Source organism: Mesorhizobium sp. M0306, from assembly GCF_040321655.1.
Classification (GTDB): domain Bacteria; phylum Pseudomonadota; class Alphaproteobacteria; order Rhizobiales; family Rhizobiaceae; genus Mesorhizobium.
On sequence record NZ_JAMYRY010000002.1, the window covers coordinates 320,300 to 342,998 of the forward strand.

Annotated in this window: 21 protein-coding genes and 1 pseudogene; 11 read left to right on the top strand and 11 right to left on the bottom strand. The window is 62.8% G+C overall.

Going from position 1 to position 22,699, the window contains the following annotated elements:
- The first annotated feature begins 69 nt into the window (after positions 1-69).
- Positions 70-636 carry an elongation factor P gene (efp, locus tag NKI95_RS06485; protein WP_292661679.1) on the top strand — a complete coding sequence of 189 codons (567 nt, stop codon included), beginning with the start codon at positions 70-72 and terminating at the stop codon, positions 634-636.
- 131 nt (positions 637-767) lie between these two features.
- Here the strand turns inward: efp and NKI95_RS06490 are convergent, their stop codons facing one another.
- On the bottom strand, positions 768-1,775 hold the full coding sequence (locus NKI95_RS06490; RefSeq protein WP_352715032.1) for an AraC family transcriptional regulator: 1,008 nt from the start codon (positions 1,773-1,775) through the stop codon (positions 768-770).
- Positions 1,776-2,001: 226 nt separating this feature from the next.
- On the opposite strand from NKI95_RS06490, the gene NKI95_RS06495 reads away from it, so the two are divergent.
- The 4 genes from NKI95_RS06495 to NKI95_RS06510 all read left to right on the top strand — a co-directional run bounded on the left by NKI95_RS06495 (position 2,002) and on the right by NKI95_RS06510 (position 6,004).
- Positions 2,002-3,384, top strand: a complete 1,383-nt coding sequence (locus NKI95_RS06495; protein WP_352715034.1) for an FAD-binding oxidoreductase — start codon at positions 2,002-2,004, stop codon at positions 3,382-3,384.
- A 479-nt stretch (positions 3,385-3,863) separates the two neighbouring features.
- Positions 3,864-4,904 carry a glycosyltransferase family 2 protein gene (locus NKI95_RS06500; protein ID WP_352715036.1) on the top strand — a complete coding sequence of 347 codons (1,041 nt, stop codon included), beginning with the start codon at positions 3,864-3,866 and terminating at the stop codon, positions 4,902-4,904.
- Positions 4,879-5,571 carry a class I SAM-dependent methyltransferase gene (locus tag NKI95_RS06505; protein ID WP_352715039.1) on the top strand — a complete coding sequence of 231 codons (693 nt, stop codon included), beginning with the start codon at positions 4,879-4,881 and terminating at the stop codon, positions 5,569-5,571. Before NKI95_RS06500 ends, NKI95_RS06505 begins: the two co-directional genes overlap by 26 nt.
- Positions 5,549-6,004: a GtrA family protein gene (locus tag NKI95_RS06510; RefSeq protein ID WP_352715040.1), complete on the top strand. Its 456-nt coding sequence runs from the start codon at positions 5,549-5,551 to the stop codon at positions 6,002-6,004. The genes NKI95_RS06505 and NKI95_RS06510 overlap by 23 nt, the downstream gene beginning before the upstream one ends.
- Here NKI95_RS06510 and NKI95_RS06515 read toward each other — a convergent pair.
- Positions 6,001-6,633, bottom strand: a complete 633-nt coding sequence (locus NKI95_RS06515) for a hypothetical protein (RefSeq protein ID WP_352715042.1) — start codon at positions 6,631-6,633, stop codon at positions 6,001-6,003. The two genes, NKI95_RS06510 and NKI95_RS06515, sit on opposite strands and share 4 nt — an antisense overlap.
- On the bottom strand, positions 6,620-7,783 hold the full coding sequence (locus NKI95_RS06520) for a putative hexosyltransferase (RefSeq protein ID WP_352715044.1): 1,164 nt from the start codon (positions 7,781-7,783) through the stop codon (positions 6,620-6,622). The genes NKI95_RS06515 and NKI95_RS06520 overlap by 14 nt, the downstream gene beginning before the upstream one ends.
- A gap of 207 nt (positions 7,784-7,990) precedes the next feature.
- Here NKI95_RS06520 and NKI95_RS06525 point away from each other — a divergent pair, with 207 nt between their 5' ends.
- Positions 7,991-8,206, top strand: a complete 216-nt coding sequence (locus NKI95_RS06525; protein WP_352715046.1) for a hypothetical protein — start codon at positions 7,991-7,993, stop codon at positions 8,204-8,206.
- A 2-nt stretch (positions 8,207-8,208) separates the two neighbouring features.
- Complete coding sequence (locus tag NKI95_RS06530) at positions 8,209-8,955, top strand: gamma-glutamylcyclotransferase (RefSeq protein WP_352715049.1); 747 nt, start codon at positions 8,209-8,211, stop codon at positions 8,953-8,955.
- Here NKI95_RS06530 and NKI95_RS06535 read toward each other — a convergent pair.
- The 7 genes and pseudogenes from NKI95_RS06535 to NKI95_RS06565 form a co-directional block, all read right to left on the bottom strand.
- On the bottom strand, positions 8,942-10,924 hold the full coding sequence (locus NKI95_RS06535; protein WP_352715050.1) for a glycoside hydrolase family 127 protein: 1,983 nt from the start codon (positions 10,922-10,924) through the stop codon (positions 8,942-8,944). The two genes, NKI95_RS06530 and NKI95_RS06535, sit on opposite strands and share 14 nt — an antisense overlap.
- A 27-nt stretch (positions 10,925-10,951) precedes the next feature.
- A complete protein-coding gene (locus NKI95_RS06540) occupies positions 10,952-11,809 on the bottom strand; it encodes a carbohydrate ABC transporter permease (protein WP_352715052.1) in 858 nt (285 codons plus the stop codon).
- Complete coding sequence (locus NKI95_RS06545) at positions 11,809-12,735, bottom strand: carbohydrate ABC transporter permease (protein ID WP_352715054.1); 927 nt, start codon at positions 12,733-12,735, stop codon at positions 11,809-11,811. Before NKI95_RS06545 ends, NKI95_RS06540 begins: the two co-directional genes overlap by 1 nt.
- 174 nt (positions 12,736-12,909) lie before the next feature.
- A complete protein-coding gene (locus tag NKI95_RS06550; protein WP_352715056.1) occupies positions 12,910-14,163 on the bottom strand; it encodes an ABC transporter substrate-binding protein in 1,254 nt (417 codons plus the stop codon).
- A 70-nt stretch (positions 14,164-14,233) separates the two neighbouring features.
- Positions 14,234-15,283: a LacI family DNA-binding transcriptional regulator gene (locus NKI95_RS06555; protein WP_352715057.1), complete on the bottom strand. Its 1,050-nt coding sequence runs from the start codon at positions 15,281-15,283 to the stop codon at positions 14,234-14,236.
- 249 nt (positions 15,284-15,532) lie between these two features.
- A complete protein-coding gene (locus NKI95_RS06560) occupies positions 15,533-17,071 on the bottom strand; it encodes a DUF6600 domain-containing protein (protein WP_352715059.1) in 1,539 nt (512 codons plus the stop codon).
- Between the two features lie 32 nt (positions 17,072-17,103).
- Positions 17,104-17,320: pseudogene (locus NKI95_RS06565) on the bottom strand (LacI family DNA-binding transcriptional regulator); the annotation flags it as partial.
- 56 nt (positions 17,321-17,376) lie between these two features.
- Here NKI95_RS06565 and NKI95_RS06570 point away from each other — a divergent pair.
- The 3 genes from NKI95_RS06570 to NKI95_RS06580 all read left to right on the top strand — a co-directional run bounded on the left by NKI95_RS06570 (position 17,377) and on the right by NKI95_RS06580 (position 20,519).
- A complete protein-coding gene (locus tag NKI95_RS06570) occupies positions 17,377-17,793 on the top strand; it encodes a hypothetical protein (RefSeq protein ID WP_352715061.1) in 417 nt (138 codons plus the stop codon).
- Between the two features lie 226 nt (positions 17,794-18,019).
- Positions 18,020-19,750: an adenylate/guanylate cyclase domain-containing protein gene (locus NKI95_RS06575; protein WP_352715063.1), complete on the top strand. Its 1,731-nt coding sequence runs from the start codon at positions 18,020-18,022 to the stop codon at positions 19,748-19,750.
- A 232-nt stretch (positions 19,751-19,982) separates the two neighbouring features.
- Complete coding sequence (locus tag NKI95_RS06580) at positions 19,983-20,519, top strand: dihydrofolate reductase family protein (RefSeq protein ID WP_352715065.1); 537 nt, start codon at positions 19,983-19,985, stop codon at positions 20,517-20,519.
- Positions 20,520-20,674: 155 nt separating this feature from the next.
- Here NKI95_RS06580 and NKI95_RS06585 read toward each other — a convergent pair whose 3' ends face one another.
- On the bottom strand, positions 20,675-21,595 hold the full coding sequence (locus tag NKI95_RS06585) for a LysR family transcriptional regulator (RefSeq protein ID WP_352715067.1): 921 nt from the start codon (positions 21,593-21,595) through the stop codon (positions 20,675-20,677).
- Positions 21,596-21,729: 134 nt separating this feature from the next.
- On the opposite strand from NKI95_RS06585, the gene NKI95_RS06590 reads away from it, so the two are divergent.
- Complete coding sequence (locus NKI95_RS06590; protein WP_352715069.1) at positions 21,730-22,626, top strand: MBL fold metallo-hydrolase; 897 nt, start codon at positions 21,730-21,732, stop codon at positions 22,624-22,626.
- Positions 22,627-22,699: the final 73 nt, after the last annotated feature.

Below are 22,699 nucleotides of genomic sequence, written 5' to 3' on the forward strand. Positions count from 1 at the left end.
TGCGCTAGGCCGCACGCAACGGCCTCTCCAGCCGATTTGCGCCAACAAATTTTATCAGGATGGAAACCCGTGAAGGTCATCGCCAGCTCCTTACGCAAAGGCAACGTCGTCGAAAAGGACGGCAAGCTCTATGTGATCCTCTTTGCCGAAAACATTCATCCTGGCAAGGGTACGCCGGTCACCCAGCTCGACATGCGGCGTATCTCCGACGGGGTAAAGGTTTCCGAGCGTTACCGCACCACCGAGCAGGTCGAGCGCGCCTATGTCGAGGAGCGCGAGCACACGTTCCTTTACCGCGACGGCGAAGGCTTTCACTTCATGAACCCGGAGACCTACGATCAGGTCGCGGTGCCGGAAAGTGTGGTCGGCGACATGGCGCCTTATCTGGTGGAAGGCATGCCGGTACAGATCTCGCAATACAACAACATCGCCATCTCGCTGGTGCTGCCGCAGCGCGCCACGTTCGAAGTGGTCGAGACCGAGCCGGTGACCAAGGGCCAGACGGCGTCGTCATCCTACAAGCCGGCAACGCTGTCCAACGGCGTGCGCACCCTGGTGCCGCCACACATCAGCGCCGGCACCCGCGTGGTGGTGATGACGGCCGATGCCGCCTATGTCGAGCGCGCGAAGGATTGAGGCGCGAAGCCTGAAACGCCTCGCCGAAAGCGTCGAGGCGGCCGGTCATCGTCTACCGCTTTGTGCCAGGGGCTTTCGAGCATTGGGACGCTGCACGCAGACCGAAGCGTCAACGCCCTGCTAATTCTTTCCTATTGCACGACGCCAGCGGGCAATCTCTGAGCCTCGAGCAACGCCGACCGTCCCTTTCGCCAGGTGCCAGGTGGAATGCCGACGAACTTTTTGAAGGCGCGATTGAAGGCGGCTTCCGACTCGTAGCCGATCTCGGCACCCGCTTGCGCGATGCTCATTTCGGGCCGTTCGAGCAAACGTCCCGCCAGTTGCAGACGCCAGCGAGCAAGATAGTGCATGGGCGAGACCTCGACATAGTGGGTAAAGCGGCTCGCAAATGCTGTGCGCGAGAGCCCTACTTCGCGGGCGAGCCGGTCCAATGTCCATTCCTCTCTGGGGCGAGCGTGGATGAGCCGGAGCGCCTCGCCGACATGTGGATCCCGTAGGCCTGACAGCCAGCCGCGCGAATCGTGGGGGAGGGTCTCGAGATGGCGGCGGATGATCTCGACAAACATCAGCTCGCTCAGCTTGGCGAGGATCGTTTCACAGCCCGCCCGCCCACTGCCACCTTCGGCCAGCGCCAGCCGAAAAAGGTCGATAACCCAGCTGCTTCCATCGGCGGGCTTGCGGGCACACAGGATGGCCGGTAACGCGGCGAGGAGAGGATTGAAGGGACGTGCATCGCAGCCAAGATACCCGCAAATGAACCGGGTCCGCTCGTCTCCGCCGCCACCATGGATCACCGCGAACGGCAGGCTCTCGTCTATCGGCCGATAATACATCGCCATATTGGGTTCGCCCCGTGCCCCGGGCAAGGAGCTCAACACATTCGGCACACCACCGGGGAAGACAACGACATCACCGGCGTTCACGAGCACCGGGGGCACCGAATCGTCTCCCAGCGCGGCCCAGCACGAGCCCGACATCACGGCATGAAAAGAAATGATGTGCTCTGCCTCCGGCATGATGGCGGCGGCAATGTCGGCCGTGCCCGGCGACTCGCCGACCCAGGGAGAGCTAGCGTCGACGTCGAAATAGATCGCACCGGTGAGGCGAACGGCTCGGAGCACATCGGAAAGGACATCCATGCACTACACCTCCGGAAACGATCGGCTACTCCCTTTGACAACGAGGTTTTCGGCCAGGCATCTCGAACTATCCGGCAATACAGCCGCCCGAGCAACTACCCATCCGGTCTAATCCTACTCTGAACGATCGGGCAACAGAAATGGACGATGTGACATTTGCGGGAGCAGCGGACGGGACTAGCGTTTCGTCGGCCGGCCGACAGGTCCAATAACAGGGAGGAATGTCATGAACGATGAAGACATCACCAAATTCGCAGCAAGCCTGCGGGGCGAAGTCATCCGCGCCGGCGACGCCAGCTATGACGAGGCCCGCAAGCTCTACAACGGCATGATCGACAAGCGGCCGCTGATCATCGCCCGCTGTGTCGACGTCGCCGACGTGATCACAGCGGTGAATTTCGGCCGCGACAACAATTTGCTGGTTGCGATACGTGGCGGCGGCCATAACGGACCAGGATTGGGGAGCTGCGACGACGGTCTGGTGATCGACCTGTCGGCGATGAACGGCGTGCGCGTCGACCCGGATGCCCGTACTGCGCGGGTAGGCCCGGGCTGCACTCAGGGCGACCTCGACCACGCCACGCATGCCTTTGGCCTGGCCGTACCGGCGGGCATCATCTCGACCACCGGGGTCGCCGGACTGACGCTGAGCGGCGGCCATGGCTATCTGACGCGCAAATATGGCCTGACCATCGACAATCTGGTCGAGGCCGATGTCGTGCTTGCCGACGGAAGCTTCGTCACCGCCAGCAAGGAGCGAAACCCCAACCTGTTCTGGGCGCTTCGCGGCGGCGGCGGCAATTTCGGCATCGTCACCAGCTTCGTGTTCCAGCTCCACCAGGTCAGCATGGTCTTTGCGGGGCCGATCGCTTGGGATCAGCGCCACGCCCGCACCATCATGCAGCATTATCGCGAGTTCCTGCCGAACGCGCCCGAAGAACTCGGGATCTTTCTCGGGCTCAAGACCATCCTCTCGAGCGCACCGTTCCCGGAAGAGTTTTGGGGAAAGCGGATGTGTCTGCTGATGTGCTGCTATAATGGCCCGGAGGAAAAGGGCAGAGAGGCGCTGGCCCCGCTACTCGATGCGCTGCCCGCGCCCTGGTTCAACTGGATGGGAACGATGCCCTATCCCGCGGTGCAGAGCATGTTCGATGGGCTCTACCCGAAGGGGATGCAGTGGTATTGGCGGGGCGATTTTGTCAAGACCCTGTCCGACGAGGCGATCGACGCTCATCTCAAGCAGGCGGCGAAAACACCGAGCGAGCTATCGCTCATGCACCTCTATCCGATCGACGGCGCGGTCCATCGCGTCGGCAAAGACGAGACACCCTGGAATTACCGTGATGCGACCTGGTCGATGGTCATCGCCGGGATCGATCCGGACCCACAGAAAGCGGGGCCGGTGACGCGCTGGACCAAGGCCTACTGGGAAGCCGTGCATCCGTTCGATCTGGGTGGCGCCTACCTGAACTTCATGATGGATGACGAGGGCGAGGGAAGAATCAAGGCGGCTTATGGCGACAACTACGAGCGCCTGGCTACGCTGAAGAAGAAATACGACCCGAACAACCTCTTCCGGGTGAACCAAAACATCCGGCCTGCTGCCTGACGGCGGTCCTCGTCAGGCCGGCAAAGCGTTGTGTCGTACCGGCTGCGGCCAGCTTAGGCCCAGCCCGGTACGATAGGTTGCCGGTCAGGACGCTCGCCGGCCTTGCAAGCGCGATACTCGGCCGGGCTCGGCGACCATGTTCCATGAGCCATGTCTGAAATGCAGCAAAAGCGGTCGGCCCGCACGCTCAGGTCACCCGTAGCGCTGCTTCAACGGGCAAGTCCGGGAGCAGGCAATGCGGTCAAAGGGTTATGCCTCAGCGGCTGCTTCCCTTCAGGCCGATCGCGCCGGCAGCCTACCGATAATTCCACGCTTCGATGCGGACGTCCGACGTCACCACGACACCCTTCAGTCCTCCTCGAGGACCGGTATTACCTTCAGAACTAGCTAAATTAGCAGTTTCTTAACTGCCTTTGGAACTTTGTAGCTTGCGTTCCATTTTCAACCGCATGCGAGAGTCTGTGGTCCAAGGGGCTGGAATGACGGTGAACAGGTCACCGCCGCGCTACTCGCTGGTCTTGCCCATATACAATGAAGAACAGGTGCTGCCTCGGCTTATCGAGCGGATCAGTTCGCTTATCGGCCGGCTGGACGGCGAAACGGAGGCCATATTCGTCGATGACGGAAGCGTCGATGGAAGCGTCGAATACCTTCAAAAAGTGGTCGCCGCCGAGCCGCGCTTTCGGCTGATCGAATTTTCCCGCAACTTCGGCCACCAGGTGGCGATTACCGCCGGTATGGACGCCGCTGCGGGCGATGCCGTCATCGTCATGGATGCCGACCTGCAAGACCCGCCGGAAGTCGTTCTCGATCTGGTGGCTAAGTGGAAGGAAGGCTTTGAGATCGTCTATGCTCGCCGCGTCAAGCGCGAGGGCGAATCCTGGTTCAAGGTCTTTACGGCAAGTCTATTCTATCGACTGCTGGAGCAAATGACCTCGGTCGATATTCCGCGCGACGTCGGTGACTTCCGCCTGGTCGGCCGCAAGGCGCTGGAAACCTTCAAGCGTATGCCTGAACATGACCGCTTCGTCAGGGGCATGTTCGGCTGGATGGGCTTCAAGCAGACGGCTGTGCCATTTGAGCGCCACGCGCGGACCCTGGGCCAGACCAAATACCCATTCTGGAAAATGATGCACCTCGCAGTTCACGGCATCGTCAGCTTCTCCGAGAAGCCGTTGCGCTTGGCGCTCTGGGGCGGATTGGCCATTTCCGCGCTTGCGGGGGCCTTTGGCGCTTACGCCATCTTTGCCTGGTTTTTTGAAACCGGTATCATTGCCGGGTGGACATCCACGGTGGTGATCGTGTCGCTCCTGTGCGGGATCAATCTTTTCATGACCGGCGTGGTCGGACTCTACGTCGGCAGCATCCATGCCGAGGTGAAACGCCGCCCGCTTTATGTGATCGATCGGCTCACCGGCTTCGACGAGGCGATGCGTGCCGGCTCCGGTGAGCGCCGGCGATCGTTTCACACACCCAGGAGTGGAGTCCCCGCCAATGGCCGAACTCTTCGACAGCTATAAATCCAACTATGGCGAGGCAGTCGAAGGGTCCATCCGGTTTTCCGGACTAAGCCACGACTTCTTCCTTGTCGCCAAGACGGATCTGCTGCGGCGTCTGGTGGTCGAGCGAAAGCTTCGGCAGGGTGGGTCGGCTGTAAGAGCGCTGGATGTCGGCTGCGGCGTCGGTTCGCTCCACCCCTACCTCGACGGCGCTTTCGACAGCCTCGATGGTTGCGACGTCTCGCAAGAATCGATTTTGCACGCCAGCCAACACAATCCGCGTGTGGCCTACAGGACCTGCAGCACGCAGGGGCTGCCTTACGAGGACGGCACGTTCGATCTGGCTTTCGCCAGTTGCGTCGTCCATCACGTTCCGTCCTCCTCCTGGCTCGATTTCTTCCTGGAAATGCGGCGCGTCGTACGGCCGGGCGGCGTCGCCTGCATAATCGAGCACAATCCCTATAATCCACTGACGCGTCTTGCGGTGTTTCGGTGTCCATTCGACCACGACGCGGTCCTTCTCAACGCCGCCAACGCAGCGTCCCTGTTTCACAAGACCGGCTTTAGGGACATCCGCTCCGAGCATTTCCTGCTGCTGCCATCGGCAAAGCCCTTGGCCAGAAGGGTCGAGCGGGTATTCGCGCCTTTGCCGCTTGGAGCGCAGTATGCGTGCAGTGCGCATGTCTGAGGGCCGTTCGACCAGCGACGCCGGGCTGAGGCTGCTGGCGCGCTTCGGGTCGGTCGGCATTGCCGCAACGATCCTTTATGCAGTGCTGGCCACCGCTTTGGTAAGATGGCAACGGTTCGGTCTCTCGCCGGTCGGTGCCTCGCTCGCGGCTTACACTACAGCCGCCGTGTTTTCTTATCTCGCCCATAAGTTCGTGACCTTCGCATCGAACGGATCGCATCGATCGGAAGCTCCGCGGTTTTTCTTGCTGACGGCGACAGGCTTCGCCGTTGCCTACGCGGCGCCGTTGCTTTTGACGGCGAAACTCGGTCTGCCGCCGATCATTGCCATTCTGGTTACATGCTTGCTTGTTCCGGCGGTCAATTTTCTCGTGCTCGATCGCTGGGTTTTTGCGCAGCGAAGACCCGGCAAGCAACGCGATCGCCTGCCCTAACCCGGCTCAATAGGATCGAGCCGGAACGACAACAATTTGATGGCGCGCTTGTAGATGTTGCTGGCGGCCGGACTTGGCGGAATGCCGTCGAGATAGTCGAAGGCGACATCGAGTATTCTGGTCTCGGCGAGGGCCGCCGTTGGAACGACGAACGAGACCGTTCGCGGCTCTTTGCCGGACAGCGTCACCGCATGCACCCGAACGCCATTCACCGAAATCATAACCCGCTGCGTGACCTGCGGCGGGCGAATGACGGCGGCCATTTGCAGCGTGGCCGTCACGCTGTCGCGGAGCGGCGGTATCTTCAGGCGAAGCCGCGAGGTCTCGCCCAAGGAATGGGTGCCGTCGGCAACAGGCCCCGACCAGCCGCAGACCCTCATGCCGGCTGCCTTTTTGGCGCCGTCGGACCGGAACGACACCGTCTCGCCTAGGGTATAGCTGCCGACCGCATCGCGATTGAGGCAGGTCGTCGTCCGGTCAATGTAATAGGCGCGATAATCGGCGTTGACATTCGGATTAAGAGCAAGCGCAAGAATGACGATTTCTGTTCCCGCCAGAACCGCCGCCAGCGCGTAGCCGCCGAACGAGGCGGAGCGCCGATATGGCTCCGGAAAGCTAGACCAGGGCAAGATAGCCTCCGATCCATGCCACGGTCATGAAATAACAGGCGCTTAGGAAGAGGCCCAGAGCCGCGAGATAAGTCAGCTTCGACACGGACAGCAGCATGGCTAGCAACATTGTCAGAGGCGCAAGCCCGACGACGTATCTGACCATCGACGCCAAGTTCGTGATCAGCGGCAGGATGATGCAGCAGGCGCAGAACAACGCGGCGCCATACTGCCTGCGAACCGCCAGAACCGCCGATAGCGCCAGTCCTATGAGTGCGGCGAGCGCGCTCCATTGCGGCGCCGTAGGCAGCCGTCCAGTTGTCGGAAGGGCCGAGAGCCCATCCCATACAAAAGCGAGCGGATTGCCCGCCACCCGTCCAAACGCGCGCTGGACATGCAGGAAGGCAAAGCCGTCGCCGACGGTCAGATGGAGGAACAGGACGTAGGCGAATAGACCGGCAGGCGAGATGAAGATCGCGACGAGCAGATCCGGTCGGCCAAGCAGCCAACGCGGGAACGACAGCGTCGGCCCGCCCTTTGCGCGATAATCCCTGAACATCTGAATGACGGTCGCGAATACAACAAGCACTCCGACGAGCCTGGTTGCCGACAGGAGAGCCGATGACAGTCCAGCAGCCAGATAGCTGGAGCGTTTGAGCGCCAGAAAAACGCACGAAGTCAGGAGCACGAAAAGAGGTTCGGTCAGGAAAGTCGTGAAGTGATAGGAGAACGGGCCGCTGAGCAGGAAGGCGCAATACAGCACATAAGCGCGCATGTTCTTCTCGAGCAGTGGCCACGCCACCAGGCAGGCGGCATAGCTGCACGCAATCGATGTGATCGATGCGACCAGGATGGTCGGGAACGGGAAAACAGACCGGATGGCCGCCACCAGCATCGGATAGAGCGGGAAGAAGCCCCAGCGTCCGACATTGCTCTGGCCTGGAATGGGAAAGCGCTCATAGCCGTGTTCGGAAATGCCGACATACCACGCGCAATCCCAGCGGCAGAGCGCCTGGGCATAGGCCGCGAAGCCGGGTTCTGCCGAAACCGAAGCAAATGCGGCATAGCGAATGGCCAGCCCACTGACGACGAACGCCAACGGCACCGTGACGACGGCTACCGCAACAAAGCGGCGACCGGCGTTCGGACGCGCGACAGCTTCGAGCGCCAAAATCTGCCTCCACCCGTTCAAATGGCAGGCGCCACTCAAAGCTAGATGACGCGCGCCCCGGCGAATTCAAGGCGTGCACGCGGCTCAAATTGGCGATACCGCTATCCGGCGCTTCTGTGCCGGACCAGCATCTCGCCGGGTCGCGGTTGTGCCAGGCGAAATACGGCACGGCCGTGACATTCGTTTCCTCGCCCGCCGGCGGTCCAGATGGTTCGGCTGCTTGTGCGCCTCGATCTCAGCCGTTCGCGGCAGAGCGATGCGGTGCCGTGGCTGGAATTCGACGCGCAAAAGTCCGCCACGTATTTTGTGGGATTCAGTCACGCTGTTGTACACGCCAGTTCCGATTCTGATACCGCGTCGGCGTACTCGGCCCTTGAGAATCCTCCAGCCTTCGGCAACATGGCGGCAAAGCTGAGAGCATGAGGATGAGCAAGGTTATTTCCGCTGCGTCGCCGCCTCAGTCGGCGCCACGCAAGAAACCGATGGCGCTGACCGAGGCACTGGTCGCCCGCACCTTGCGGGCGGTCGAGGACGCCGGGCCGACGCCGGGCATGGTCTACATGACCGATGCCGATTACGCGCGCATTCGCGACGAGGTGCTGGCCGGCGCGCCGGCCGGGCCGGTGAAGCTGTTCGCCTATGGTTCGCTGCTGTGGAAGCCGGCCGGCGAGGTCAGTGGTGGCGAACGGGCCGTGGCGACGGGCTGGCACCGTTCGTTCTGTTTTACTGTGCAACGCTTCAGGGGCACCGTCGAGCAGCCCGGCCTGATGATGGCGCTCGACCGCGGCGGCCAATGTCAGGGCATGGTGTTCGAGATCGCCGAGCCCGTGGCGGCCAATCTCGAGGCGCTGCTGCGCCGCGAGATGACCATCCTGCCGGCCGTCAACGTGCCGCGCTGGCTGCAGGTCAGGACGGGCAACGGCATGGGCCAAGCGCTTGGTTTCGTTGTCGATCCCGCCAATCCGCGCTATGCCGGCAAGCTCGAAAAACGAGCGATAGCGGCGACCCTGGCCACGGCCGTCGGCCATTGGGGTTCGGGCGCCGAATATCTGTTCGAGACCATTCGCCATCTCGACGCCTGCGGCATCCGCGACCGCAACCTCTGGCAGCTGCAGGAGCTTGTGGCCGAGGAGATCGGTCGGGCGCCGCCGTCGGGCTTCATTCGTCCCTGAGCCAGACCAGCATCTCGCCGGGATCACGGTTGTCCCAGGCAAAGTACGGCACGGCGGTGACTTTTGCCTCCTCGATCGCCGGCGGTTCGGTGCGGTAGAGCCCCTCTTCCCAGTTTTCGAAAGCCTCCTTTGTGGCAATCGCCGAAAGCGTGACGACACCGCCCAGAAGGTTCGGCTGCTTGTGTGTCTCGATGTCGGCCGTCCGCGGCAGGGAGATGCGGTGCAGCTGGCTGGAATTGTCGGTCTCCTCGACGCAATAGATCAGCGGGCCGCGCGCCAGCGCAACGCGGCCGATATCCTGCCGCACCTGCGGATTGGCGTAGAGGCGATCGACTGCCATTTCGAAATCGAGCTCGACGCGGTCGCCCTTGCGCCATTCGCGGCGGATCGCGGCGTAGCCGTCGCTGGTGACAGTAGCCAGATCGATATCGGTGCCGTTCACTTTGAGCGTTGCCTTGCGGCACCAGGCCGGCAGGCGCAGATGCAAGGTGAACTCGGTCGGAGCTTCCGGTTCGACGGAGATCGAGACCGCGCCGTCCCATGGATAATTGCTGGTCTGGGTGAGCTCTATTTGCGTCCCGGCGATATCGAAACGAGCCGTGCCGTTTCCATAGAGATGGACTGCCAGTGCTGTGTCCGACAGGCCATAGTAATAGCTGCCGATCGAGGCCACCATGCGCCCGACATTGGGCGGGCAGCACGGGCAGCGGTGCCATTTCCAGCGGTGGTGGGCGCCGCGGCTTTCGAGCGGATTTTCGTAGAAGAACAGCGAGCCGTCGAGCGACAGGCCGGAGATCGAGCCATTGTAGAGCGCCCGCTCCATGATGTCGGCGTAGCGCGCGTTGGGACCCATGCCGAGCATGCGGCTTGCCCAGAACACCAGGCCGACCGAAGCGCAGGTCTCGGCGTAGGCGGTGTCGTTGGGCAGGTCGTAATCGGCGGTGAAACCCTCATTGTGTGAGGACGGCCCGAGGCCGCCGGTGACGTAGAGGTTCTTGGTCATGAGATCGTCCCACAACCGGTCGAGCGCCACCCGCAGCGTGTCGTCGCCATATTCGGTGGCGATATCGGCCATGCCCGAATAGAGGTACATCGCCCTCACCGCATGGCCGACGACCTTGTCCTGTTCACGCACCGGCTTGTGCGACTGGTTGTACTCGTAAGTCTTGAAATGATAGGCCTTGGGGTCGGCGCCGCGGGCGCGCGCCTCCTCGTCGAAATAATGCGGCTGCTGTCCCCGCTGGTCGATGAAGTATTTGGCAAGCTCCATGTATTTGCGCTCGCCCGTCACCCGCGCCAGCTTGACCAGCGCCAGCTCGATCTCCTCGTGGCCGCAATAGCCCTTCTTCTTGCCGGGCTCGGGACCGAACGTCTCGGCGATATGGTCGACGTAGCGACACATGATGTCGAGCAGCTTGCGTTTGCCGGTGGCCTGATAATAGGCGACCGCGCCTTCGATCAGATGGCCGGCGCAATAGAGCTCGTGGCAATCGCGCAGATTGGTCCAGCGCAGGCCCGGCTGGATGCGCTGGTACCAGCTCGACAGATAGCCGTCGGGCTGCTGCAGCTTGCCGTACATGTCGATGACGGCGTCGATCTTCTTCTCGAGCTCCTCGTTGCGGCGGCGGTAGAGCGAATAGGCGGCGGTCTCGATGGTCTTGCCCCAATCCGAGTCCCAGAACATCTGCGTGGTCACCGTCGATCCGGTGAATTCGTTGCCGGCGGTGGCGGCCTCGTCCGGCGAGGGTGAGTGGAACGGAATGACGACGCCGGGCGATGGCCGGTCCGGATCGATCTGCTCGAGCATGCGCGCCTCGACGCAGCGGTCGTAGAGGATGCCGGCGGTCTTTGAGGCGACGGCATCGACGCGGTCGCCCCAAAAGCCGCGCACGTCGACCTGCGGTACCGGCAGCGGGCGGAAGGCGAGTTTCGGCTTGGCGCCCTGACTGGCGGATTGCGATGCGGTCATCAATTTACTCCGGTTCGGTTCGATTGGTCACTTCACGGCCCCTGCCATCAGGCCGCGGATATAGAAGCGCTGCAGCAGCAGGAAGAGCACCAGGCACGGCACCATCATCACGGTGACGCCGGCCTGCACGGCGCCCCAGTCGATGGCGCCGAAGCGGCCGGACTGCAGTGCGGTCATCATGATCGGCAGCGTGAATTTGGACTGGTCGGTCATCAGCACGAGGGCCGCCAGAAACTCGTTCCAGGCGCCCAGGAAGGCGAACAGCGCGATGGTGACGATGCCCGGCCAGACCAGCGGCAGCATCACTCTGAGCAGCATGGTGACATTGTTGGCGCCATCCATGCGCGCGGCTTCCTCGATCTCGCGCGGCACCGCGTCGAAGGCGTTGCGCATCATGAAGATCGAGAACGGCAGCTGCAGCGTGACGTAGACGCAGACCAGCCCGGTCAGTGTGTTGTGCAGGCCGATTTTGGTCAGAACCAGGAAGATCGGCGTCAGGATCGACTGGAACGGGATCATGATCGTCGACAGGATGACGACGAAGAGCAGGTTCTTCAGCGGAAAGCGGAAGCGCGAGAAACCGTAGCCGGCAAGCACGCTGACGATCACCGACAGCACCACCGTCATCACAGAGACATAGATGCTGTTTTGCGCCGGCAGCCAGAGGCCGTCGCCGAAGGTGTTGAGCGTGGCGTAGTTCTCGAGCGAGATGCCGCTGGTCGGCCAGGGCGGCAGCGGCGGCTGGCGCGCCTCCTGCGCCGGTTTGAAGGCCGAAAGCACCGTCCAGGCGATCGGTGCCAGGAACAGAATGGATGCGATGATGCCGGTCGAGTGCTCGGCAATCTGCAGGCCGATGCGGCGTTTGCGGCTCCTTGCCTGCGCCATCAGTCGACCCCCTCGGGCTGGCGCAGCAGCCGCAGTTGGATGAGGCTGAGCGCGACCAGGATGACCAGCAGCACCATTGAAAGTGCGGCACCATAACCGAGCTTGAACGACACGAAGGACTGGTTGAAGATCCAGTAGACGGCGGTCAGCGTCTGGTTGCGCGGCCCACCGCGCAGAATGATGTAGAACTGATCGAAGGCGAGGATCGAGCCGGCCACCGACAGGATCAGCGCCAGCGCCAGCGTGCGGCGCATCAGGGGTAAGGTGATGGCACGAAACCGCGCGAATGGCCCTGCCCCGTCGATCATCGCCGCTTCCTGCAGATCCGGCGGGATCGATTGCAGGCCGGTCATCAGGATGATCATGGTGAAGCCCGCCACCTTCCACACCACCATGGCGATGATCGACCAGAAGGCCGGCTGGAAAGTCGCCAGCAGGTTGAATTTCTTCTCGGTCAGGCCAAGCTCGAAGGCGGCTGGGCTGAACAGGCCGGAATCGACGTTGAGCAGCCATGACCACAAAAGGCTGGCCGAGGCGAAACCGATGACCGCCGGCATGAAGAAGGACGTGCGGTAAAGGCCGGTCAGCTGCCGCGGCCTTTCGATGAACAGCGCCAGCGGAAAGGCGACGGCGAAAATCGCGATCGTCACCACCACCGTGTAATAACCGGTGAACTTCAGCGCGTTCCAGAAGCGGGTATCGCGCAGGATCGCCCAGTAATTGTCGAGCCCGACAAAGCTACGCGCGCCCATCAGCGGCCAGTTGTGCAGCGACATCCAGGCGGTCATGCAAAGCGGCACGATGAAGAAGACGACGACAAGGGCAACGGCCGGCGCGACATAGAGCAGGCCGATCCACTGCCGGCGCCCGGCGCCGACGAGTTTTCTGGGGCGTGCCGGGGCGGAGATTGCTGTGACGGTGGTCATGCGGGTCTTCCATTAGTGGGACGTCCCCCTCCCCCTTGAGGGGAGGGTCCGGCCGAAGGCCGGGGGTGGGGTCGCCTGCGAAGTGCTCCAACAGAAAAGAAAGCGTCGAGCACTGCCGCAACGACCCCACCCGGACCTGCGGTCCGACCTCCCCTCAAGGGGGAGGTGGGCGCTTTACTTCTGCGGCGCCGAATCGATGATCGACTGCATGGTCTCCTGCGCATTGGCGATGGCGCCGTCGACGTCTTCGCCGAAGAAGACCTCGTTCATCATCTGGTTCCACGGACCGTTGGCCGAGTTGATCAGGTCGTTGAACACCACCGAATAGGGCGTGCGGCCCTTGGCCATGGCTTCGGCGGCGACCTTGTAGCGCGGGTCGAGGTCTTTCAGCGCCTCATTGGCGATGTCGCCGCGCACCGGCAGGCTGCCGTATTTCGCCAGGATCGTCTGGCCCTCGAGCGAATAGGCGAAATCGAGGAACTCCTTCACCACCGCGACCTTGGTGGTGCCTTTGGTGACGACGAAATTATCGCCGCCGGCAAACGACGACCAGGCGCCGTCCTTGCCGGGCAGGAAGGTGATGCCGTAGTCGATATCGGGATATTGCGTGTTGAGCGCGCCGATGGCGAAGGCGCCGGACGGCGAGATGCCGATATTGCCGGTGGCGAAGGCGGCAAAGAAGTTGGAGCCCGTGTCGGTCTGCGCGCCTGATGGCACCAGGTCCTTCTTGACCATCGAACGGTAGAGGTCGATGGCGCCGCGCATCTGCGGCGTATCCAGCGTCGCCTTGGAGCCGTCCTCGGTCAGGATATCGCCGCCCGAGGCCCAGATCAGCGGCGTGAAGGTGAAGATGTTGCAGCCGCCGCAATTGCCGGAGAAATAGAAGCCCTTGATGTCGCCGCCGAGCGCGTTGACCTTTTCGGCGTCGGCTTCGATCTCGGCCCAGTTGGTCGGGCCCTTTTCCGGGTCGAGGCCGGCCTGCTTGAACAGCTTCTTGTTCCAGATCAGCACCGAACTATCGGCCGAGAACGGCAGCCCGTAGATGCGGCCCTTATAGGTGCCGGTCTTGACATGCGCCGGCGACAGGCTGGCGAAATAAGGCAGCGATTTCGCCCAGTCGGTGATGTCTTCCAGCTGGCCGGCCGCGGCGAAGGACGGCGTGTAGATCAGGTCGAGCGACAGCGCATCGGGCGCCGTGCCGCCGGCGGCGGCGGCACCGTATTTCGGAATGATTTCGGCATTGGGGATGATGTCGAGCTTGATCTGGTTCTGATGCCCCTTGTTGAAGGCATCGACGATGCGCGGCATGAAGTTCGAGCCGTCAGCGCGAACCCAGATGTTGGCGGTGTCGGCGGCAGCCGAGCCGGCCGTCGCCAGCGTGCCGAAAATGCTCGCGGCGATGGCGAGCCCGGTAATGGTGGTTCTCATGCTTCTCCTCCACATGGTTTTAGTTTAGCCGCGCCCCCAAGCGGGTGACTATCGACACGGCCCGTTTCGTTCAGCCGTCCGGCGGACGGCCGCATGACTGACGCACCACCAGCCGGCACGGCAGTTTTCTGATGCCCGGCAAAGCGGGTTCGCCGCCGACGAGCGAAAGCAAGGCAAGGCCGGCCTCGCGGCCAAGTGCTGCGAGATTCATGTCGACCGAGGTCAGCGGCGGCCGGGTTGCCTCGGCGACGATCTGCCAATTGTCGAAGCCGATGACGCCGACCTCGTCCGGGACGCCGATACCGCGCTCGCGCAAGGCGTCGATGACGCCGCGTGCGATCTGGTCGTTGCCGCAAAACACCGCATCGGGCTTTTCGCGCGTGCCGTCGTCGCCGTCGAACAGTTTTCTGACCGCCTCGTGGCCCCAGGCCTCCGACCACGGGCCGAGCAGCGGCTCCATGACGGGCAGGCCGTTCTCGGCCAGCACCTCGCGATAGGCCTCGGCGCGGGCATGCACCACGGCAAAGCTCGGGGGACCGCTGACATGGGCGATGCGTCGCCGCCCGAGCCGGCAAAAGTGCTCGACCGCCAGCCGCGCCCCGCCGGCATCGTCGGACACAAAAGCGATGGCGCTGGGATCGGGCTCGGTGAAGGCGTAGATCGCCGGAATGCCGAGATTGGCGAGGTCGACCGGCAGATGGCGGTCGATGCGCTTGCCGGTGGCGATGATGCCGTCGACGCGCTTGTCGAGCATGGCATCGACATGCAGCTGGGCAAGGCGCGGGTCGTCCTCGACATTGCACAAAAACACCGAGACGCCGGCATCGACCAGCGCATCGGAAACGCCGGCCATCAGCGGCAGCGAAAAGCGGCCATAGGTGTCGTTGGTCAACAGCCCGACGGTAAAGGAGCGCCGCCTGAGCAGGCTCTGCGCCAGGCTGTTCGGGCGAAAGCCAAGCCGCTGCGCCGTCTCGCGAATCCGGGTCCGCGTCTCGGCCGTCATCCGCCCCTGCCCGTTCAGCGCTTTCGAGGCCGTGGCGACGCTGACGCCGGCAATGGCCGCCACCTCACGCAGAGTGACGGGCTGCTTGACGGGCGTTGGCTGCGCATCGGACGCCATGATTTGGATATCGATCCTCCCATTGAGAAAAGCTTTTCTCTTATGGCCCCTGCGGGTGCTGAATGGTGGGGTCAGCGGCTGCGGGGCGATTTGGGAAAAGGTTTTCTCAGCGGGAGATTAGGACGAAGGATGTGGGGATGGCAAGGGGGAATGGCCTGGTTGTTCGGGCAGGCAACTGCGAATGTCTGCCCTAGGTCCACGACGGGCACCGCGATCGAATAATCGCGGTGCCGCAGTCTACCCGCTGAGCTAGCAGTTCTCAGTCTGTGGATCGCACGCCTTGTTTTTCTGTTTCTGTGGCTTGGGCTTGACCGCCTGCTCGGGCTCGGCCTGCTGCTGCTCGGCGGCTGGCTGCTCCTTGGCCTTCCGCTTCTCAGGCTTGGCAGCTTGCTCCGGCTCAGCCTGCTGCTGCTCGGCGGCGGGCTGCTTCTTGGTCTTCGGCTTCTCAGGCTTGGCCGCCTGCTCCGGCTCGGCCTGCTGCTGCTCGGCGGCGGGCTGCTTCTTGGTCTTCGGCTTCTCAGGCTTGGCCGCCTGTTCCGGCTCGGCCTGCTGCTGTTCCGCGGCGGGCTGCTTCTTGGTCTTCGGCTTCTCAGGCTTGGCCGCCTGCTCGGGCTCGGCCTGCTGCTGCTCGGCGGCGGGCTGCTTCTTGGTCTTCGGCTTCTCAGGCTTGGCCGTCTGCTCGGGCTCGGTCTGCTGCTGCTCGGCGGCGGGCTGCTCCTTGGTCGTCGGCTTCTCAGGCTTGGCGGTCTTTTCCGGCTCGGCCTGTTCGGTCGTTGCTGCGCCTTCGGTCGGCTTCGATTTGCGGCCAGCCTGAACCTGCTTCACCTCCTCGATGTCTTTGAGCTTAGCTGGTTTGGCATCGGCATCGGCTTTCACCTTACCTTCAAAGACCGTGACCGTATCGTTTTCCAATTTGCCGGCCTGCTCGGGCGCGTCGGTCTTGCTGACCTTGACGGCAGTCACCTCCTTGTTCGTCTCCTTCTCGATCACATCAACATCAATGACCTTGTTGATCACCACATTGTTCTGGATCGTGACGTCGCCGGCCGGCTCGGCTGCCTCGACAATGCGCACAAACTCCGGCTCATCACGGATAACGACGGTAGAAATGTCCGCAGCAAGGAATTCGCGGGTGGGGACCACAACCCAGTAATAATCCGGCGTCGTGTCGAAGGTCACCTCGATTGAAATCAAATCCGGATCGCGGCGCGGCGGCAGCGGAGCCCAAATCATGTGCTCCCTGTCACGACGCCAACTCACCCATGCCGGCGCCCAACGGGTGCCCGGAACCCAGTACCAGCCGATATCGTCGGCATAGCCCCACCGGCCGTAATGGTACGTCGCCCAGCCGAATGGCTCGTCGGATATCCACAGCCAGCCATACTGCTCGGTATAGGCCCAGTGTCCAACGGTATACGGACGCCAACCGTCAGGTACATCAACCGGCACGAAAACGGTCGCTCCGTGATACGAGACCCAATCACCATGGGAAGACAGGTCTTCGTAGAATGTGCTGATCGAAACGGTGGTGGCAGCCCTTGCCTCGGACACGAGCGACGATGGCCCAATCGGGTTGGGAATCTCGACGACCGTCAGCAGACAGGCGGTTACGCCGCCGAGCATCAGCCGTACCGCATGGTGGGTAAGGACGCGTTTCATCGTAATTTTCCTCCGAAACAGATCGCCCTTCATCCTACAAACCCGCCGGCTGCCGGATTGTTCCACTTTGCTGACGTTACCCGCATCCGCCTGCGCAACGGTTTGGCATCGCACGATGACGTCAGACATCAGAGTTGCTTCAGGGGCGGTGACCGTCACGAGGGGCGCCGAAAGCGCGGCGATAGGTCGTTGGTCAGCAGGCCCGACGAAAGGAGCCGCCGCGCCGTCTCGCGAATACGGGTCCGCGTCTCGGCCGTCATCCGCCCCTGCCCGTTCAGGGCTTTCGAGGCCGTGGCGGACGCTGACGCCGGCAATGGCCGCCACTTCACGCAGGGTGACGGGCTGCTTGGCGGGCGTTGGCTGCGCGTCGGACGCCACGATTTGGATATCGCTCCTCCCAGGCGGGAAAAGCTCTTCTCTTGTGGGCCTGCGCGGTGCTGATTGGTGAGGTCAGCCGGTGCGGGGAGATTTGGGAAAAGGTTTTCTCAAAGGGAGAAATTGTCAGCGTGTTGGACCTGGAAGGTCCTGAGAGTGTGTCGACCCTGGCGGCCTTGCGCGCCGCCTTCCAGAATTCGCGACAGTCGATTGCGTCAGAGATTCACGAATGCAGGAATGCCAACGAATTTGAGGGCCTGCAAGAGGACTACGAGCTTTTCGGATCGAGCCTGGGTGTGGATATCAGCGACGAGCTTGGGCAGATACAGAAAGCCTATTCGGAGCTCAACGACTACGAAGAGCATCGGGCCGACCAGATGATGGACGAGTACAAGGGCCGATATCGCGAATCCCGCGTTTCCGAAGACAGCGTGCGGGACATGTTCGCCTCGCTACGCGGTGACCGGGAGGACTGAATGGCACGGGGCGGCGTCCGCTCGCACGGCCCGAACACCGTTCGCGCCGGCATGACGCCGCGCGGATCGGGGCGTCTCCCGTGATCGATGCGATCGAGTTCGCAGCCACCAGGCGGAAGGCGCCCTTTCCTGCTGCTGCGGTAGGAAGACTTCTTGATTCCAGCCACAAGCCCAAAGTGCTGGATTTGGCAGCCCAGGAAGCGTAGGCTTGGTTCTTGGTTCAGCGATGGAACAGAGACTAGCCGCAATTCTGGCTGCCGATATGGCGGGCTACAGTCGGCTAATGGAGGCCGACGAATCCGGCACGCTCGCACGTCTTCGGACCCATCGCATAGAACTGGTCGATCCCGCCATCGCCAAGAACAAGGGCCGGATCATCAAGACCACCGGAGACGGCATGCTCGTTGAGTTCCAGAGCGTGACCGATGCCGTGAAATGCGCCGTGGAAATCCAACAGCGCATGAAACGCCGCAATTCGGATGTGCCGCAAGAACGGCGTATCGAATTCAGGATCGGCATAAATCTCGGCGACATCATTTTCGACGATGATGATATTTTCGGCGACGGCGTCAATATTGCCTCGCGCATCGAGCAACTCGCCGACGTCGGCGGTATCTGCGTGACCGCAGCGGTGGCGACCCAAATTGCCGACCGTCTCGAAATTGCCATGGAGGACCTGGGCGAGAAGACGTTGAAGAACATCAGCCGCCCGGTTCGCCTCTATCGCGTTGGGTTTGACAGTCCTGCCCTGCCAGAAGTCGAGGCAAAGCGATCCATCTCGAAACCTTCGATAGTGGTGCTGCCATTCAGCAACATGAGCGGCGACCCCGAGCAGGAATTTTTCGCGGACGGACTGACCGAGGACATCATCACCGAACTCTCCCGCCACCATGAGCTGTTCGTCATCTCGCGCAATTCCGCCTTCGTCTACAAGAACCGCGCCGTGAATGTGCGCGAGGTGGCCGAAAAACTCGCCGTCCAATACCTGGTGGAGGGAAGCGTCCGCAAGATCGGCGACAGGGTGCGCGTGACGGTTCAGCTCATCGACACGGCGAATGACGCTCATATCTGGGCAGACAAATATGACCGGAAGCTGGACGACATATTCGCTATACAGGATGAGGTGACCGCGGCGATCGCAGCCACGCTGCCCGGTCGTGTCGAGGCGGCTCAGCGGGACCAGCTCGCGCGGGCGAAACCTGCAAACATGGCCGCGTATGAATGTGTGCTTGCTGCCAAGGTGCTGCATCACCGAAGCACGATTGCCGATAATGAACGCGCGCAAACCTTGATAGAAAGGGCCGTCACGCTCGACCCCGATTATGCCCATGCCCATGCCTGGCGGGCCTGCATTCTTGGCCAGGCCTGGGTCCATAACTGGTGCAAAGACAGGGATGCCGTCTGGAACAACATCATGGCAGCGCTGGACAGGGCGCTGGCGCTGGACAACAACGATGCCGATGTCCACCGCATCCTCGCCGCAGTGAACGTGAACAACAATGAGCTGACCACAGCGCGCTACCACCAAGAGCGGGCGCTGGCCCTCAATCCCAATTACGACCTCGTGGTGGTGCAGCAAGGCGAGCTATTGACATGGCTGGGGAGGCCGGAAGAGGGAATCGAATGGATCCGCAAGGCAATGCAGTTGAACCCGCACCACCCGGAGAGGTTCTGGAGCCATCTGGGAAAGGCGCATTTCGCCGCGCGCCAGTATGGCGAGGCGATCGAAGCTTTCATGCATCTGTCGACCATGGACTCGGCTCAGCACGCTTTCGCCGCTGCCTGCTACGGCTGGCTCGGCGACGAAATCGCGGCTGCGGCGCATCTGGGCAAGATCAGAACGCTCGATCCCCAATTCGACCTCGATCCATTTATCGCCACCCTGCACTTTGCCCAGGAGTCTGACGTGCAGCACGTCCGCGAAGGACTGCTGAAAGCCGGTATTGCCAACTTGTAGGCAGCCCGTAATTACGAACCAGATCCAATCGGGGACAGGCAAAAAAGACCGGCCCCACACCCGATGCGGACCTTGTGGCATGACCGAACGACGGGCGGCTTAGGTGCAGAGGCGGCCATCGCTCTTTGGAAGCGAACAGGGAAAGCCCTGCCCCTGAAAAAGCGCCGCGCTAGTTGACGGCGCATGTCGCATAAGGCTCGCGCCATCCGTCCCCCGACAGAAGGAACCCGCCATGAGAAAACTCATCATCACCGAATTCATCAGCGTCGATGGCATTGCCGAGGTCGAGAAGCTGCCGAGCGTGGCCTGGAACGATGAAATGCAAAAGTTCAAGGACGACGAGCTTGCCGATAGCGGCGCCATGCTTTTGGGGCGCACGACCTATGAGATCTTTGCCGGCTCGTGGCCCAAGGAAACCGGAGATTTTGCCGACCGGTTCAACGCGCTGCCGAAATATGTCGCCTCGACCAGTTTGACGGCGCTTGACTGGCAACCGGCCGAGTTGCTGACTGGCGCCTTGCCGGACGCGGTCAGAGGGCTGAAGCAAGGCAGCGGCGGCAACATCTATGTGCATGGCAGCCTCAGCGTCGCGCAGGAATTGCTGCGCCATGGCCTTGTCGACCGCATCAGGCTGCTCAGCTACCCCGGTGCCGTCGGCCAGGGCAAGCTGCTGTTCCCGCCCGGCGCACAATTGCCGCTCGAGCTGATCTCGGCCACGCAATTCAGCAACGGCGTGGTGGCGCTGGAATATGCGGCTGGGACGGCGTGATGAGCCAATCTCCCCCCTTGAGGGGGAGATGCCCGGCAGGGCAGAGGGGGTCGTCTCGCGTAATGCGCCAACCCCCACCGACGCAAGAGGGAGGCCGCGCCCGGTCGAACCGACCCCCTCTGGCCTGCCGGCCATCTCCCCCTCAAGGGGGGAGATTAGCAGCTTCGGCCATCAGCGCCCCTGCCCGCCTGCCCCACCTTCTGCTCAGCCGCGACCAGCATCTCGACGAACCTCGTCACCTTGGGCGGGCGGAAGCGGGCGGCGGGGTAGACTGTGTAGATGCCGCCCGCGGGCAGCCGCCACTCGGGCAGGATCTGCACCAGCCGTCCGGCGGCCAGCTCGTCCCGCACCAAAAAGTCCGGCAGCACCGACAGGCCGGCGCCGGCGCGGACCGCCGCCAGCACTGCCGGCGTCGCGTCGATCGAAATCGTTGCCTGCATGCGCACGGCCTGCTGCTCGTTGTCGCCGCGCGAAAATTGCCATAGCAGCGGTTCGCGCAGCGCCATGTTGGCGACGAAGGGCAGCCCGGCAAGGTCCTGCGGTTCGCCGGCGGTGAACCGCTTTTCAAAGCCGGCGCCGCACACCATGAATTGTTGGAAGGTGCCGATGCGCCGCGCCTGCAGGCTGGAATCGGCCAGCCAGCCGATGCGGATCGCCACGTCGATGTGGCCGGAAACCAGGTCGATCGTCTCGTCGCCCAGCGTCAGCTCCACCCGGCAGGCGGGATAGCGCGCGCTGAAGGCGGCGACCACCGGCACCACCGCCGACGTGCCGTAGTCGTTGGAGGCGGCGATGCGCAGCGTGCCGGTCGGCTCGGCGGCGGCCTGGGCGAGCTCGTCGAAGGCATCCTCGGCCTGCTGCAGGACTTGCAGGCAGCGGGCATGGAATGTCCGGCCGGCTTCGGTCGGATGGACGCGCCGCGTCGTGCGGATCAGCAGCGTCGTTCCGACATCGCGCTCCAGCCGCGCCACCTGCTGGCTGACGACCGCCTTGGTGATGCCGAGCCGCTCGGCGGCCCGCGTGAACGAGCCGGCATCGACCACCGCCGCGAAATAGGCCAGCCGGTTCAGGTTCATGCTTCGCTCATGGCAGTCTCATTGTCAGGCAATGGCATACATTACGTCTATTTTGTTGGCCTTCAATACGCATACCGCTTTTGCCATCTTGCGTGCATCGAGGCTGCCGAATTCCGCATTCCCAGGAGACATCCATGTTCACACGGAGAGCCATCATGAAAACCACCCTCGCCGCCGGCGCCGCCGCGGTCTTTGCTCCCGCCGGGCTCGGCCATGCGGCCGGCGGGCTTTCCTGGAAGCATTTTCCGGCCGGGCAAAACGGCTTCTTCCGCGCCCCGGTGCTGGTCTCCGGCGCCACCGAAGCCGTGCTGATCGATGGCGGTTTCACCTACCCCGACGGCCGGGCCGTGGCCGAGGCGATCAAGGCGACCGGCAAGACGCTCACCACCATCTATGTCAGCCAGTCCGACCCGGACTACTATTTCGGCCTCAAGCCGATCAAGCAGGCGTTCCCGCAGGCACAGGTGATCGCCGCGGCCGAGACGGTGGCCGCCATCAACGGCAATGTCGAAAAGAAGCTCGCCGTCTGGGGGCCGCAGCTCAAGGAGAATGGCCCGCAGGCGCTGGCCGATATCGTCATCCCGGAAGCATTCGACGGCAAGGCGCTCAGCGTCGATGGCGAGACCATTGAGATCGTCGCCGCGGAAGGCCTCGCCAACCGGCGCTATCTCTTCGTGCCGGCACTGAACGCGGTGTTCGGCGGGGTGATGATCTTTGCCAGCGTGCATGTCTGGACCGCCGACACGCCGACCAAGGAACAGCGCGCCGCCTGGCTCGCCAATCTCGAAAAGATCGCGGCGCGCAAGCCGGCCATCGTCGTGCCCGGCCACATGACGCCTGAGGCCGCTACGGACCTTTCAGGCGTCGAGCACACCAAGACGTATCTCATCGCCTTCGAGGAAGAACTGGCCAAGGCCAAGGACGCTGCCGCGCTGAAGAGCGCCATGGAAGCCCGCTTCCCCCGTCTCGGCATGGGCGTTGCGCTCGACATCGGCTCCAAGGTTGCCACCGGCGAGATGAAGTGGGGCTGAGATTGGCGCCAATCGCGAGCTGATCCGCGCCCACTTACGAAGGAGACGCTCATGGTCCAGCGGACGCTGACGC